This window comes from Actinomadura latina NBRC 106108, from assembly GCF_001552195.1.
In the GTDB taxonomy this organism is placed as follows: domain Bacteria; phylum Actinomycetota; class Actinomycetes; order Streptosporangiales; family Streptosporangiaceae; genus Spirillospora; species Spirillospora latina.
The window spans coordinates 773,248-787,541 of sequence record NZ_BCQS01000005.1 but is presented as its reverse complement, the minus strand read 5'-3'; the positions used below and the strand labels follow the sequence as shown (position 1 = coordinate 787,541).

Genomic DNA, 14,294 nt, shown 5'->3' with positions numbered 1-14,294 from the left:
GACGTGCCCGAAAGGACACCGGCCAGGGCCAGGCCGTCATCGACCCGCCTCCGGGCGGGGAGACGAGAAGCCGCTCCCGGAACGGACAGGCTCAGACCCGGTAACGGGCCGGTCGCCTGGGACACCCACGCGGCTGATTTCACGCGTCCGCATGCCACCGCACATGGTGGGGCGCAGTCCCTAGGTCCGTCGCGAAGGCGACGGTGGGGCCGCACCCGGGCGCAGGCAGACAACCAAATGCGGCCCGCAGGGCCAGAGAAGGAGAACACGGGCAATGGCACCCGTCGTCACCATGCGGCAGCTCCTTGAGAGCGGCGTCCACTTCGGCCACCAGACCCGCCGGTGGAACCCGAAGATGAAGCGCTTCATCCTCACCGAGCGCAACGGCATCTACATCATCGACCTGCAGCAGTCGCTGTCCTACATCGACCGCGCGTTCGAGTTCGTCAAGGCCACGGTGGCCCACGGCGGCACGATCCTGTTCGTCGGCACCAAGAAGCAGGCGCAGGAGTCCATCGCCGAACAGGCCGCCCGGGTCGGCATGCCCTACGTGAACCAGCGCTGGCTGGGCGGCATGCTCACCAACTTCTCCACCGTCCACAAGCGGCTCACCCGGCTCAAGGAGCTGGAGGAGATCAACTACGACGACGTGGCCGGCTCCGGCATGACCAAGAAGGAGCTGCTCGGCCTGCGCCGTGAGAAGGACAAGCTGGAGCGCACCCTCGGCGGTATCCGCGACATGGCGAAGGTTCCGAGCGCCATCTGGATCGTGGACACCAAGAAGGAGCACATCGCGGTCAACGAGGCCAAGAAGCTCGGCATCCCGGTCGTGGCCATCCTCGACACCAACTGCGACCCGGACGAGGTCGACTACCCGGTCCCGGGCAACGACGACGCCATTCGCAGCGTCAGCCTGCTGACCCGCGTCGTGGCCGACTCCGTCGCCGACGGCCTCCTCGCCCGCGCGGGCGCCGCGACCGGCGGCGACGAGAAGCCCGCCGAGGGCGCGGCCTCCGGTGCCGCCGAGCCGCTGGCCGAGTGGGAGCGCGACCTGCTGGAGAACAAGCCGGCCGAGGACGCCGAGGCGCAGGCCCCCGCGGAGGCCCCTGCCGAGGCGCAGCCCGCCGCGGAGGCCCCTACGGAGGCCCCTGCGGAGGCCCCTGCGGAGGCCACCGCCGAGGCTCCGGCGGAGGCACCGGCGGAAGCCGCCGCTCCCGAGGCCGAGCAGGCCGACGAGGCCGCCGAGGCGCCGAAGCCCGCCGAGGCCGAGCAGGCTTGATCCCACGGTCCCGGCGGCCCCGCAGGGGTGCCGCCGGGACCGTCGCGGGTCCTACGACCAACGACGAGAGAAGCGAAGAGAGCGATGGCCAACTTCACCGCCGCTGACGTCAAGCGGCTGCGCGACCTGACCGGCTCCGGCATGATGGCCGTGAAGAACGCCCTCACCGAGGCGGACGGCGACTTCGAGAAGGCGACGGAGCTGCTGCGTCTCAAGGGCGCCAAGGACGTCGGCAAGCGCGCCGAGCGCACCGCCGCCAACGGCCTGGTCGCCGAGCACTTTGCGAACTCCGGCGACGGGGCGCTCCTGGAGCTCAACTGCGAGACCGACTTCGTCGCGAAGAACGCGCAGTTCATCGAGCTGGCCCAGCGCCTCGTCGAGTTCGCCGCCGGCAGCGGCGCCGCCGACGCGCCCGCCCTGCTGGCCGCCGAGATCGAGCCCGGTACGACCGTCCAGGCCCTGATCGAGGAGAACAGCGCCAAGATCGGCGAGAAGCTGGAGCTGCGCCGCTTCGCCCACTTCCAGGGCGCCTACGTGGCCAGCTACCTGCACAAGTCCGACCCGTCCCTGCCGCCGACCACCGGCGTGCTGGTCGAGCTGGACACCGAGAACGCCGAGGTCGCCAAGGACGTCGCGCAGCAGGTCGCCGCGATGGCGCCGAAGTACCTCACCCGCGACGAGATCCCCGCCGAGGCGATCGAGAAGGAGCGGGCGCTCGCCGAGCAGCTCACCCGCGACGAGGGCAAGCCGGAGAAGGCCATCCCCAAGATCGTCGAGGGCCGGGTGAACGCGTACTTCCGCGACTTCGTGCTCGTGGAGCAGGCGTTCGTGAAGGACAGCAAGAAGACGATCGCGAAGGTTCTTGACGAGGCCGGCGTGAAGGTCGTCCGCTTTGCCCGGTTCAAGGTCGGGCAGGCGTAAGGGCACTCTGGAGACAGGGACCCGAGATATCGCGACGAACGAGGAGGCCGCCGACGTGCCGGACAAGACGACCACCAGCGCGACGGCGGCCTCGCCGTCCGATCGGAGCCCGTCCGATCGGACGGCGCCCGGCGAGCGCGCGACCGGCGGGCACGCGCCGCGGGCCGGCTGGAAGCGGGTGCTGCTGAAGCTCTCGGGCGAGGCCTTCGCCGGACGCGATCCGCTCGGCATCGACCCCGAGGTCGTCCAGCATGTCGCCGAGGCCATCGCCGAGGCCGTCCGGGACGGCGTGCAGGTGGCGGTCGTCTGCGGCGGCGGCAACATGTTCCGCGGCGCCGTCATGGCCGAGCGCGGCATGGACCGCGGCCGCGCCGACTACATGGGGATGATCAGCACCGTCATCAACTGCCTCGCGCTGCAGGACTTCCTGGAGAAGCTGGGGCTGGACACGCGGGTGCAGACCGCCATCACCATGAGCCAGGTGGCCGAGCCGTACATCCCGAGGCGCGCCATCCGGCACCTGGAGAAGGGCCGTGTCGTCATCTTCGGTGCGGGCCTCGGGCAGCCGTTCTTCTCCACCGACACCACCGCCGCCCAGCGCGCGCTGGAGATCGGTGCAGAGGCGGTACTGAAGGCAACCCAAGTGGACGGTGTGTACGACGCCGATCCGCGAAAGAATCCAGACGCGGTCAAGTTCGACCGTTTGGATTACGGTGAAGTTCTACAGCGGGGTCTGAAGGTCATGGACGCCACGGCCATCAGCCTCTGCATGGACAACGCTCTCCCCATCGTGGTCTTCGACCTCATGGGGCAGGGCAACATCGTCCGGGCCGTCCGGGGTGAGAAGATCGGCACGCTGGTCAGCCCGGCACAGGGCTGACCGCAGCCCCCGCGGCGCTCCGGCGCGCCGCGGAACCGCAGGACCAGGGCCGACCAGATGACACGGGAGTCACAGTGATCGACGAGACCCTCCTCGAGGCCGAGGAGAAGATGGAGAAGGCGGTCGCGGTCGCCAAGGAGGACTTCCAGGCCATCCGCACCGGCCGCGTCACCCCCGCGATGTTCAACAAGATCACCGCCGAGTACTACGGGACGCCGACGCCGATCAACCAGCTCGCGTCGTTCACGCTCCCGGAGCCGCGGATGGTCATCGTCCAGGTCTTCGACAAGTCGTCCATGCAGGCGGTGGAGAGGGCGATCCGCGACAGTGACCTCGGCGTGAACCCCACCAACGACGGCAACGTCATCCGGGTCGTGTTCCCCGACCTGTCGGAGGAGCGCCGCAGGGACTTCATCAAGGTCGCCGGGACGAAGGCCGAGGAGAGCCGGGTCTCCATCCGCAACATCCGGCGCCGCGCCAAGGACACCCTCGACAAGCTCGCCAAGGACGGCGAGGCCGGTGAGGACGAGGTTCGGCGTGCTGAGAAGGAACTCGACGACACCACGCACCGTTACGTGGGGCAGATCGACGAGCTGCTCGAGCACAAGAAGGCCGAACTGCTCGAGGTTTGATGGAACTCGATGACGCCGGGGAGCCTGCGGGTCCCCCGGATGAGCCGGAGGTCGACATGGCCGGCCCGCCCCCCGGAGAAGCACTGGACTCGCCCTCCGAGCAGGAGGGTTCCGCGAAGGACGTCCCCTCTGCGGCAGTGCCGCCGGTCGGCGCCACTGCCGCGACGCCGCCTGTGACGTCTTCACAGGGGATCTCGGGCGCGTCCGCGGAGGCCCCTCCCGAGGCCTCCGGTGAGAAACGGGAGGGCAAGACCGGCCGCAACCTGCCGCTCGCCATCGGTGTCGGTGTCGGCTTGGGCGCACTGGTACTGGTGTCGCTCTACACGGTCAAGGAGATCTTCCTTGCCGTGATGATCCTTTTCCTCTTCCTCGGCATCCGCGAGCTGACCGAGGCGTTCAAGAGCCGCGACATCCGTGTCCCGTTCATCCCCGTCGCGACGGGGATGGTCGGCACACCGGTCGTCTCCTACGTGTGGGGGCCCACCGCCACGGTGGCCGCCGTGTCCCTGACGGTCCTGGCCGTGCTGATGGTGCGGATGACCGAGGGCACCGCCGGATACGTGCGGGACGTCGCAGCCGGGTCGTTCGTGGCCGGCTACCTGGTGCTGATGGGCGGGATCGTCGCGCTGCTCATGCGGCCGGACGACGGCGACCACCGCATCGTCATCTTCATCGCCACGACCGTCGCCAGCGACATCGGCGGCTATTTCGCCGGGTCGTTCCTGGGCAAGCACAAGCTGGCCCCCAGGATCAGCCCCAAGAAGACATGGGAGGGCGTCACCGGTTCGGCCATCACCTGCATGGCCGTCGGCGGGTGGCTGGTCTGGTGGCTGCTGGAGGGCGGGCAGGTCTGGCAGGGCGTGATCATCGGGCTCGCCGCCGTAGTCACCGCTACCGCCGGTGACCTTGTCGAGTCGATGGTCAAACGCGATCTCGGCCTCAAGGACTTGGGAACGCTCCTACCCGGCCACGGCGGGGTGATGGACCGCCTCGACTCCCTGGTCGCGACGGCCCCTGTCGTGTGGCTTCTCCTGGAGCTCTTCCTTCCGACCTAGGACGCCGGTGCGCCGCTCTAGGCCGCTCTAGGAGATGACCCAGGAACGGCCCTGTTGCGCTAGACGCCGTATGAGCGCGTCCGATCCCTCGCTCTTGGCGTAGCGGTGCTCCTCGCCGGTGATGGGTACGAGCCACAGCCACCTGACGGCGTCGCCGTTGAGGGTGAGCCCGGTCAGCGCGGGGGCCTCAGGGCCTGCCAGACGGCTCGGATCGTCCAGGAGCAGCACGCCCTCCCAGGACGACTCGCCGCTGCTCAGCGGGAACGTGCGGGCTTCGTGGTACCACTTGACGACGTCTCCGGGGGCGAACCACGTCACCGACCGCCATGGGTACTGCGCCAGCCAGGGGAAGATGCTGCCGGCCTTCTGGCTGGGAAGCGTGCTGGCTACGGCGAGTTCGATCCGTCCATAGGGGGCGACGTCGTCTTCGTACAGTTCGACCGTGGGCATGCGCTGGCGGCTCATTCCGACCGTGCTCAACACGGTGAACTCGCGGCCGCCCCTTGCCGGACGTTCCGACACCCCCACCGTCGGGGCGACTCCCGTCCTGCCGCCGGCCAGTTGCCGTCCGACGTCGTGCCAGTAGTGGCCACTGGGGCCGAGCCGTTGCAGCAGGTGGCCGAGCACCGACTGCTGGAACTCCGCCCAGGAGCCGTCGGCCCGGCACCGCTTCCAATGCTCACGTGCCAGGTCGATGCGTGGACCGAAGTCCTCGATCTCCTCGTCCAGCGGAAAGGCGAACGGGCTCTGGCGTGTGGCGTCGCGCGCGTACCCGGGGATGCCGCGTCCCATGTCCGACCAGCCGGGGATCACGAACAGCGGGTCGCCCGCCTCCAGGACGGCGACGCCGTCGCCCTCCTCGAACCACACGACCTCCAGGGACTCGCCGTCCAGCGCCTTGCGTCCCGACGGATCGCGCAGGTGGGACTCCGGCAGGAGGGGCGGACGGCCCGCGTCCAGCCGGGCCTGCTCCAGTTCGGGCGGGGCCTTGCGGTGGTTCGCGACCCACGTCGCGCCGACCACCGAGTCTCGTGCGTCCTTCAGGTACGCCACGGTGACGTCGCCGTCGGTCTCGACGACGAGCCGCCGGCTGCCGTAGGGGCTCGCCGCGGCGTGGACGACCTTGGCCGCGGATCCCCGGGACGAGACGCCGCCCTTACGCAAAACCGACATGATCGAGACCTTAGTCGCAGACAAGGTCATGTGCAGGAATGTCGTCCTACAGGTAAGAACGTCCGGCTGCGGACGGACGATGCACGGGCCGGTGTTTGCGACACTGGGAGGACCATGTCTACGACCCAGCCCGCCAGTGCAGGCACCGCGCCCAAGAAGACCCCGGCGAAGCTCGTCTTCGCCGCACCGAGGCGCGGCAAGCCGCCGAGGCACCTCGCCGACCTCACCACCGCGGAGCGCCGCGAGGCGGTCGCCGAGCTGGGCGAGAAGCCGTTCCGCGCCGACCAGCTGTCACGGCACTACTTCGCGCGGCTGGTGGACGACCCCGCCAAGATGACGGACCTGCCCGCCGCCGTCCGCGAACGACTGGTGTCCGAGCTGCTGCCCTCGCTGCTGACGCCCGTACGCGAACTGGACTGCGACGGCGGGACGACGCTCAAGACGGTCTGGAAGGCGTTCGACGGCGTCCTGTTCGAGTCGGTCCTCATGCGCTACCCGGACCGGGCCACGATGTGCGTCTCGTCCCAGGCGGGGTGCGGAATGAACTGCCCCTTCTGCGCGACCGGTCAGGCGGGGCTCACGCGCAACCTTTCCACGGCCGAGATAGTGGAACAGGTCGCCGCGGGCGCGCGCGCACTCGCCCGTGGGCGCATCCCAGGGGGGCCCGGCCGAGTCTCCAACATCGTCTTCATGGGCATGGGCGAACCCCTGGCCAACTACAAGGCCGTGATAGGCGCGGTGCGTCGCATCACGGATCCGGCCCCCGCCGGGCTGGGCATCTCCCAGCGTTCGGTCACCGTTTCCACGGTCGGGCTCGTCCCGGCGATCGAGAAGCTCGCCGCAGAGGACATGTCCGTCCGGCTGGCGGTTTCCTTGCACGCCCCAGACGACGAGCTGCGGGACGATCTCGTCCCCATCAACAACCGGTGGAAGGTGTCCGAGGTTCTGGACGCGGCCTGGGCCTACGCCGACCGCAGCGGCCGCCGCGTCTCGATCGAGTACGCCCTCATCAAGGACATCAACGACCAGGCGTGGCGGGCCGATCTTCTCGGCAGGCTCTTGCGCGGAAATCTCGTACACGTCAATCTGATCCCGTTGAATCCGACGCCGGGTTCCAAGTGGACCGCCTCCCGGCCCGAGGACGAGCGCGAGTTCGTCCGGCGCCTGGAGGCCCACGGGGTCCCGGTCACGGTGCGCGACACTCGGGGCAGGGAGATCGACGGGGCCTGCGGGCAGCTGGCGGCGTCGGCCAAGGACTGAGCGCGCCGCGGGCGTCCCCTGGGCCTCGCGGGCGCGGGTGGAGGAGCGGTGAGGACGGGTGCGCGGTTGCCGGTGGTCTTGCGCGGCTATGACCGAGACCAGGTCGACACCCTGCTGAAGCGGGTCTCCCAGGCGCTGGACGGCGGGCCCCCGATCACCGCGGACGAGGTGCGCGAGACCCGCTTCGACGTCGTCCTGCGCGGCTACGACAACCGGGCGGTGGACGAACTGCTGCGCGAATGCATCAGGGAACTCCAGGCCAAGGGGCCGATCGGGGACCGTCCCAGGCGGCCGCGCGCACAGCCCGCATGGTTGATCAACTGGATCCAGAACGCCCGGTTCTCCAGCGCCGGCCTGCGGCCCGGCTACGACGTCCGGGACGTGGACGCCTTCCTGGACCGCGTGGTCGCCGGCCTGCGCGGGACCGCCCCGCCCGTGACGGCCCGCGACGTGCGGGAGACCGTCTTCCGCCTCGTCCGGCTGCTGCCCGGCTACGACGAGCAGGAGGTCGACCGCTTCCTGGTGCAGCTCGCGGGCGCGCTGGAACGCTGAGTTATCCACAATTTCGCCGGACGCTGCGCGCCGCACCCGGCGCGCGTAACGCTACGTGCATGGACTACTTCATCGCGCACTTCCGGCGGCTCCGCGTCCTGCTCGACGCCTTCCTCGCCCCGGAGATCACGGCCCTCCTGCTGCCGCTGGCCAGACCGGCGCTTCGACTCGGCGCCGGGGAGGGAGTCCCCGTCGACCTCGGCGGCGCACCCCTCCTCCCACCGGACGAACCATGGCCCGAATGGAACGGCCGCCCCCTCGACTTCCTCGGCGCGATCGACTTCGCCTCCTTCGCGCGCTTCGGTGAGATAGCCGGCCTGCCGACGTCCGTCACCGCGTTCTACTACGCAACGGAGACACCGCGTCCCTGGGGCGACGAACCAGCGCAGCGGGACGGCTGGCGCCTCTTCAGCGGCACGCTCCAGACCGCAACGCCCAAGGCGACTCCCTACCCCAAGACCACTCTCGCCGCCTCCCCATTCCTCTCCCTGCCCTCACCCCAGGAGCCCGTCGTCCAACGACTGGAGACCGTCTACAGCGGCGTCCTTCCGGTCTATGCGCAACTCCACGCCGCCTGGACGCGGCACACCTGGCCGGAGAACGCGCCGACGCACCAACTGGGCGGCTGGCCGGTCCTCGTCCAGCGCCCGCTCGGCCCCGACTGCCTCTACGCCTCGACGGGCCGCGACCTCGTCTCCCCGAACACTCCCGCCCTCACCCCCGACGAGCAACGCACGGCGGAGGAGTGGCGCCTCCTGCTCCAACTCGACTCCGACCCCCGCCTCGGCTGGTACTGGGGAGACCCGGGCCGCGTCTACTTCTGCAACCGCCAGAACACCCCACTGGAGGAAACCTGGCTAACCCTCCAGGCCGCCTAATCCGCGCTCACCCCCTTACGGGCGGTGGCGTGAGGTTGTGATGTAGAGGGCGCCTACTACCAGGGACCAGAGGAGGAGGTGGAGGGCGATGGTGGGGAAGTGGGAGGTGAAGGCGTCCGGGCCGTCGTGGGCCGCGCGCAGCCATTCGATCATCGGGACGGAGAGCCAGGCGAGGGGGCCGATACCGAGGAGGAGAAGGGCCAGGGCTCCGCCGAGGAGCGCGAGCAGCGAAATGCCGGGATCGCTGAAGACGGCCCGGCTCGTCCAAGCGCCGAGCAGTGTCCCCGGGACGGCGACGAGGAGGTTCAGAGCACAGCCGGTCAAGATCGCCGCGCCGGGGGAGTCCGCTTGCACGGCCTGGAGGAGAGGAACGGCCAACGCGACGACGCCCAAGCAGAGATTCATCGTGTACGCCGCCAGGAGCCCCGCCCAGGTGGGGGTGGACGGGCGGCGGACGGCGGTGGCCGTCAGCGCACGCTGCTCGTCGGGCTGCGTGTCGAGCAGAGCGCGCGCAGCCCAGGCCCACACCGGGAACATGAAGGCCGCCACGTCCGCGAACGTCCTGACCGCGAGGTCGGAGGCGTCGGGCCCGCTCGGTCCCTGGGAGAGGATCAGCGCCACGAACAGCGCCACGACGATGAACGGCTGCAGGACGCGCAGCGAGCGGACGTAGCCCGCCATCTGGAACCGGACGACCGCGATCATCGTCCGGGCCTCCGCACCCGGTAGCCGTCCGCGCGCAGCTTGGTCTCCAAAGTGTCGGCCTCGTCCCCGGGCACCTCCACCTCCAGGACGGTCCACTCCACGGTTCCCTGGGGCGCGAGGCGGGTCACGGAGGCGTCGGCCACCCTTAGCCGGTCGATGCCCGGCAGGGTCTCGATGCAGCGCTGATGGTCGCTGACGACCACGGTGGTGCCGCCCGCCGCGAGTCCGGAGATCAGTTCGGGCAGTGCGTCGCGGGTGGCGGCGTCCAAGCCTGCGAACGGCTCGTCCAGGATCAGGAGTTCAGGATCGTCCATGAAGGCCTGGGCGAGCCCGACCTTCTGAGCGCTGCCCTTCGACAGTTCGGGGAGCCGCACATCGAGGAGGTGATCGAAGCGGAGCCGCTCCGCCCACGCACCGACCGCGCCCCCGGGCGCTCGGCGCATGGCGGCCATGTGCCCCAGATACGCGCGGACACTGAACGGCTGGTCCACAGGGAAACGCTCAGGCGCATACCCCACCCGGGCTGGACGGTCCTTGACGGCGCCGATGCGCGGCCGGCGCAATCCGGCGATCAAGCGGAGCAGCGTGGACTTCCCGGCGCCGTTGTGCCCCGTCACCTCGGTGACGCTGCCCGGTACAAGGGACAACGTGACGTCCCTGAGCACCCAGGGATCCTTCCGCCGGTAACGAAAGGCCACATTCTCCAACCGCATGAAAACCACACGGTAGGGGCACTCCCGTAAGCACGGCGTTAACCCGCGCCTCGACCGCGAAGACCGGCCCCGGACGTGCCCTCGAACACGTGGTGGCGTGCGGGAGGATAGGCGGATGGGTGAGCCGGCGGGCAAGAGTTGTGTGTTCTGCGAGATCGTCAAGGGGGAGCGGCCCGCGCATGTCGTGCTGGACGCCCCGGACGTGATGGCGTTCCTTGATATGAGGCCCTTGTTCAAGGGGCATACGCTGCTGGTCCCGCGTGCGCACTTCGAGACGCTCACGGATCTGCCCGGTGAGTTCCTGGGGCCGTTCTTCGGGCATGCTCAGCGGCTCGCGGGCGCGATGGAGTCGGTGCTCGGCGCCGTGGGGTCGTTCGTGGCCATGAACAACCGGGTGAGCCAGAGCGTGCCGCACCTGCACGTTCATGTTGTGCCGCGCAACCGCAAGGACGGGCTCCGCGGGTTCTTCTGGCCGCGGCAGAAATACGACTCCGACGCCGAGGCCGCCGACTACGCCGCACGACTGGCGGCAGCCCTCACACGCTAGGACCACTGCGCCCAGGTGCTCAGGTGATCACTCTCGTCGGCAGCTGCAACGGAGCGGCGGGGCCTGAGACTTACGAGGCCAACCGATCACCTGTGTTGTGACCTGTCTTGGGGAGTTCGGTCCCGCCGTCTGAACGGTTGATCTCCGACCACACTGCGTCGAGGGAGAGATCGAGGACGGCGGCGATCGCGGCGATGGTCGGGAAGGCCGGGGTGGCTACGCGTCCCGACTCGATCTTGCGGAGGGTCTCCGGGGATACGCCCGCGTCCAGCGCGGTGTTGAGCATCGATCTGTCCCCCCTCGCGCGCCGCAGGAGGGCGCCGAGGCGCTGTCCGCGTTCGATCTCTGCGGGAGTGAGCGGCAACCTGACCATGGTTCCGATTCTAGTACCGGGATAGTATGGCCGGGATAGTTATTGGTCGTGCGAGGAAGGCGCCAGATGATCGAGATCCTGAACTCCACCGAACTGCCGCGAGCGAGGGACGCGGGCGCCTTGGTCGCCGACATCTTGCAGACCCTGAAGGGCCGCACCGAGGTCGGCACGAATCTCCGGGACATCGACCGGTGGACCCAGGCCATGATCATTGAGGCCGGAGCGCAGTCCTGCTACGTCGACTACGAGCCGTCTTTTGGGCGCGGGCCGTTCGGCCACTACATCTGCACATCGGTCAATGACGCCGTGCTCCACGGGCTGCCGTACGACTACACGCTTGCCGACGGCGACCTGCTGACGCTAGACCTCGCCGTATCCCAAAGCGGCGTCGTCGCCGACTCAGCCATCAGCTTCATCGTGGGCGATTCGCAGCCCTCGGAGAGCGTTGCGATGATCAGTGCGACCGAACGCGCGTTGAGTGCGGGGATCGCCGCGGCCGGACCGGGTGCTCGCATCGGTGACATCTCCCATGCCATCGGCTCGGTCCTCAGCGAGGCGGGATATCCGATCAGTACCGAGTTCGGAGGTCACGGCGTCGGCTCGACGATGCACCAGGACCCGCACGTCCCGAACGCGGGACGGCCCGGTCGCGGATACAAGCTGCGTCCTGGGCTGCTGCTGGCCTTGGAGCCATGGATCATGGCGGACACCGCCGAGCTCGTCACCGATGCCGATGGCTGGACGCTCCGAAGCGCGACGGGCTGCCGGACTGCGCACAGTGAGCACACGATCGCCATCACCGGCGACGGGGCCGAAATCCTCACCTTGCCGCAGTAGGCACGACCGTGGTGACACCCATCCGCGGGGGCAGGTCAGGGTGGGTGGGAGCTAAGAGGCCAGGGCTGTTAGGAGGGCTACGAGGGGCCTGGACGGGTCTGGGGCGGTGGGGTCCGGAGGGGCCGTGGCGGCGGCGTGCTCGTAGAGGTCTCGTTCGGCGCGGTCCAGGGCGGTGGACAGGACGTAGTCGGTGACCGTCCAGCCGATCAGTTCGGCCGCCTTGCGGATCACGAGGAACTGATCGGCAGAGGTGTGGAAGGCGATGTGCTCGGTGGCGGGAAGGTCCTGGCGGACCGACTCGGGCATGGCCGGTCTCCCTCCTTGCGGCATCTAAAAGTACGCCGGGAGGTGTTGCCAGAACATCCCCATTGAGAACGAGAATCGTCGGGTGTGCGGAGGAGTCAGCGCGTTCCCCAGGAGTAGGTCTGTTTGCGCAGTTTGAGGTAGACGAAGCTCTCCGTGGAGACGACGCCCGGGACGGCGCGGATGCGGCCGAGGAGCTCCAGGAGGCGTTCGTCGTCCTCGCAGACGAGCTCGCACAGGATGTCGAACGAGCCCGCGGTGATGACGACGTAGTCGATCTCGGGGAGGCCGGCCAGCTCGTCGGCGATCTTCTCCAGGTCGCCCTCGCACTTGACTCCGATCATCATCTGCCGGGAGAAGCCGAGCATGAGCGGGTCGGTGACGCCGACGATCTGCATGACGCCGGTGTCGAGGAGCTTCTGCACGCGCTGCCGGACGGCGGCCTCGGAGAGCCCGACGGCCTTGCCGATGGCGGCGTAGGAGCGGCGGCCGTCCTGCTGGAGTTGCTCGATGATGTGCTTCGCGGTCTCGTCGAGCTGGACGCGGGCTGCGCGTTCCATCGATCGTCTCCTAGCTGCGGCATCGGGGGTGTTAGGCACCTGGGCCAAGTGAATCAGTCGTGAAATTCGATCGTAACAACGGAATCACTTGTATTGGGCTGGATCCTCTGTAAGGGTCTGGGCCTACAGGACACATCGGGCGACGATGCCCAGGAGGGACCTGAGGATGAGCGGCGAGCGGCTGCGCAACTTTATCGGTGGCGAGTACGTGGACGCCAAGGACGGGCGGACGCTGGAGGTGGTCGACCCCAGCACCGGCGAGACGTACGCGGAGGCGCCAGTGTCCGGCGCCGAGGACGTCGACGCCGCGTTCCGCGCGGCGGCGGACGCGTTCCCCGCCTGGCGCGACGCCACCCCCGCCGAGCGGAGCCTCGCGATGCTGCGGTTCGCGGACGCGGTCGAGGCGCGGGCCGGGGAACTGGTGCAGGCCGAGGTCCGCGACACGGGCAAGCCGGTCCAGCTGACCCTGGACGAGGAGATGCCGCCGATGGTGGACAATCTCCGGTTCTTCGCCGGCGCGTCCAGGGTGCTGGAGGGCAAGGCCACCGGCGAGTACATGGCGGACCACACGTCCTCGGTCAGGCGTGAGCCGATCGGGGTGTGCGCGCAGGTCACGCCCTGGAACTACCCGATGATGATGGCGGTCTGGAAGTTCGGGCCGGCGCTGTCGGCGGGCAACACCGTGGTGCTCAAGCCGTCCGAGACGACGCCGGCGAGCACGCTGATGCTGGCCGAGATCGCGGCCGAGTTCCTGCCGCCGGGCGTCTTCAACGTGATCTGCGGCGACCGCGACACCGGGCGGGCCCTGGTCGAGCACCCGACGCCGCAGATGGTGTCGATCACCGGGAGCGTCCGCGCCGGTATGGAGGTCGCCGCGTCGGCGGCGAAGGACCTCAAGCGCGTGCATCTGGAACTCGGCGGCAAGGCGCCCGTGGTCGTGTTCGATGACGCCGATGTCGAGGCGGCGGCCACCGGCATCGCCGAGGCCGGGTACTTCAACGCGGGGCAGGACTGCACGGCGGCGACGCGGGTGCTCGTCGCCGAACGGCTGCGGGGCGAGTTCACCGAGGCGCTGGTGGAGGCCGCCAAGGGGACGGCGGTGGGGCCGCCGAGCGACTCGGACGCCTACTACGGGCCGGTGAACAACGAGGACCAGCTCGCGCGGGTCCAGGGGTTCATCGACAGGGCGCCCGGCCACGCCGAGGTCCTGGCCGGCGGTGAGCGGATCGGCGACCGCGGCTACTTCTTCGCGCCCACCGTCGTCGGCGGCCTCAAGCAGGACGACGAGATGGTGCAGAACGAGGTGTTCGGCCCGGTCATCACCGTGCAGGGCTTCTCGGACGAGCAGCAGGCCATCGCGTGGGCGAACGGCGTCAAGTACGGCCTCGCCGCGAGCGTGTGGACGCAGAACCACGGCCGCGCCATGCGGATGAGCAAGGCCCTCGACTTCGGCGCCGTGTGGGTCAACACCCACATACCGTTCGTGTCGGAGATGCCGCACGGCGGCTTCAAGCATTCCGGCTACGGCAAGGACATGTCGATGTACGGGATCGAGGACTACACCCGCGTCAAGCACGTCATGCACTACATCGGCGGCTGACCACCGCCGAACGAGCCCGTGAAGGA

At 69.2% G+C, this 14,294-nt stretch carries 17 protein-coding genes; 11 read left to right on the top strand and 6 right to left on the bottom strand.

What is annotated here, in order from left to right; genetic code table 11:
* The first annotated feature begins 274 nt into the window (after positions 1 to 274).
* The 5 genes from rpsB to AL2_RS09950 all read left to right on the top strand — a co-directional run bounded on the left by rpsB (position 275) and on the right by AL2_RS09950 (position 4,767).
* Positions 275 to 1,279, top strand: coding sequence for a 30S ribosomal protein S2 (rpsB, locus tag AL2_RS09970; RefSeq protein WP_067632112.1), 1,005 nt, complete (start codon positions 275 to 277; stop codon positions 1,277 to 1,279).
* 84 nt (positions 1,280 to 1,363) lie between these two features.
* A complete protein-coding gene (tsf, locus tag AL2_RS09965) occupies positions 1,364 to 2,200 on the top strand; it encodes a translation elongation factor Ts (RefSeq protein WP_067632110.1) in 837 nt (278 codons plus the stop codon).
* A 178-nt stretch (positions 2,201 to 2,378) separates the two neighbouring features.
* Positions 2,379 to 3,080: a UMP kinase gene (gene pyrH / locus AL2_RS09960; protein WP_067632610.1), complete on the top strand. Its 702-nt coding sequence runs from the start codon at positions 2,379 to 2,381 to the stop codon at positions 3,078 to 3,080.
* Between the two features lie 74 nt (positions 3,081 to 3,154).
* The gene (gene frr / locus AL2_RS09955; protein ID WP_067632108.1) at positions 3,155 to 3,712 is read left to right on the top strand and encodes a ribosome recycling factor; all 558 of its coding nucleotides are present in this window, start codon (positions 3,155 to 3,157) and stop codon (positions 3,710 to 3,712) included.
* Between the two features lie 173 nt (positions 3,713 to 3,885).
* Entirely contained in the window at positions 3,886 to 4,767 is an 882-nt protein-coding gene (locus tag AL2_RS09950) for a phosphatidate cytidylyltransferase (RefSeq protein WP_245666492.1), read from the top strand.
* Between the two features lie 27 nt (positions 4,768 to 4,794).
* Here the strand turns inward: AL2_RS09950 and AL2_RS09945 are convergent, their stop codons facing one another.
* Positions 4,795 to 5,940, bottom strand: coding sequence for a suppressor of fused domain protein (locus AL2_RS09945; protein WP_067632106.1), 1,146 nt, complete (start codon positions 5,938 to 5,940; stop codon positions 4,795 to 4,797).
* Between the two features lie 114 nt (positions 5,941 to 6,054).
* Here AL2_RS09945 and rlmN point away from each other — a divergent pair, with 114 nt between their 5' ends.
* Genes rlmN through AL2_RS09930 form a run of 3 tightly spaced genes read left to right on the top strand, consistent with a single transcriptional unit; the run spans position 6,055 to position 8,630 of the window.
* On the top strand, positions 6,055 to 7,200 hold the full coding sequence (gene rlmN / locus AL2_RS09940) for a dual-specificity RNA methyltransferase RlmN (RefSeq protein ID WP_067632105.1): 1,146 nt from the start codon (positions 6,055 to 6,057) through the stop codon (positions 7,198 to 7,200).
* Positions 7,201 to 7,248: 48 nt separating this feature from the next.
* Entirely contained in the window at positions 7,249 to 7,752 is a 504-nt protein-coding gene (locus tag AL2_RS09935) for a DivIVA domain-containing protein (protein WP_083946283.1), read from the top strand.
* A 59-nt stretch (positions 7,753 to 7,811) separates the two neighbouring features.
* Positions 7,812 to 8,630: a DUF1963 domain-containing protein gene (locus AL2_RS09930; RefSeq protein WP_067632102.1), complete on the top strand. Its 819-nt coding sequence runs from the start codon at positions 7,812 to 7,814 to the stop codon at positions 8,628 to 8,630.
* 15 nt (positions 8,631 to 8,645) lie between these two features.
* Here AL2_RS09930 and AL2_RS09925 read toward each other — a convergent pair whose 3' ends face one another.
* Complete coding sequence (locus AL2_RS09925) at positions 8,646 to 9,335, bottom strand: hypothetical protein (RefSeq protein WP_067632100.1); 690 nt, start codon at positions 9,333 to 9,335, stop codon at positions 8,646 to 8,648.
* Positions 9,332 to 10,000, bottom strand: a complete 669-nt coding sequence (locus AL2_RS09920) for an ATP-binding cassette domain-containing protein (protein WP_245666490.1) — start codon at positions 9,998 to 10,000, stop codon at positions 9,332 to 9,334. The genes AL2_RS09925 and AL2_RS09920 overlap by 4 nt, the downstream gene beginning before the upstream one ends.
* Before the next feature lie 163 nt (positions 10,001 to 10,163).
* On the opposite strand from AL2_RS09920, the gene AL2_RS09915 reads away from it, so the two are divergent.
* Positions 10,164 to 10,595, top strand: coding sequence for an HIT family protein (locus AL2_RS09915; protein ID WP_067632099.1), 432 nt, complete (start codon positions 10,164 to 10,166; stop codon positions 10,593 to 10,595).
* 70 nt (positions 10,596 to 10,665) lie between these two features.
* On the opposite strand, the gene AL2_RS09910 is transcribed toward AL2_RS09915, so the two are convergent.
* Complete coding sequence (locus AL2_RS09910) at positions 10,666 to 10,968, bottom strand: helix-turn-helix transcriptional regulator (RefSeq protein WP_067632097.1); 303 nt, start codon at positions 10,966 to 10,968, stop codon at positions 10,666 to 10,668.
* A gap of 66 nt (positions 10,969 to 11,034) precedes the next feature.
* On the opposite strand from AL2_RS09910, the gene map reads away from it, so the two are divergent.
* Entirely contained in the window at positions 11,035 to 11,805 is a 771-nt protein-coding gene (map, locus tag AL2_RS09905; RefSeq protein ID WP_067632095.1) for a type I methionyl aminopeptidase, read from the top strand.
* Between the two features lie 51 nt (positions 11,806 to 11,856).
* Here the strand turns inward: map and AL2_RS09900 are convergent, their stop codons facing one another.
* Positions 11,857 to 12,111 (bottom strand): type II toxin -antitoxin system TacA 1-like antitoxin, encoded by a 255-nt coding sequence (locus AL2_RS09900; RefSeq protein WP_067632093.1) that lies wholly within the window; start codon positions 12,109 to 12,111, stop codon positions 11,857 to 11,859.
* A gap of 95 nt (positions 12,112 to 12,206) precedes the next feature.
* Positions 12,207 to 12,668, bottom strand: coding sequence for an Lrp/AsnC family transcriptional regulator (locus AL2_RS09895; RefSeq protein WP_067632089.1), 462 nt, complete (start codon positions 12,666 to 12,668; stop codon positions 12,207 to 12,209).
* Between the two features lie 166 nt (positions 12,669 to 12,834).
* On the opposite strand from AL2_RS09895, the gene AL2_RS09890 reads away from it, so the two are divergent.
* Positions 12,835 to 14,268, top strand: coding sequence for a gamma-aminobutyraldehyde dehydrogenase (locus AL2_RS09890; protein WP_067632087.1), 1,434 nt, complete (start codon positions 12,835 to 12,837; stop codon positions 14,266 to 14,268).
* Positions 14,269 to 14,294: the final 26 nt, after the last annotated feature.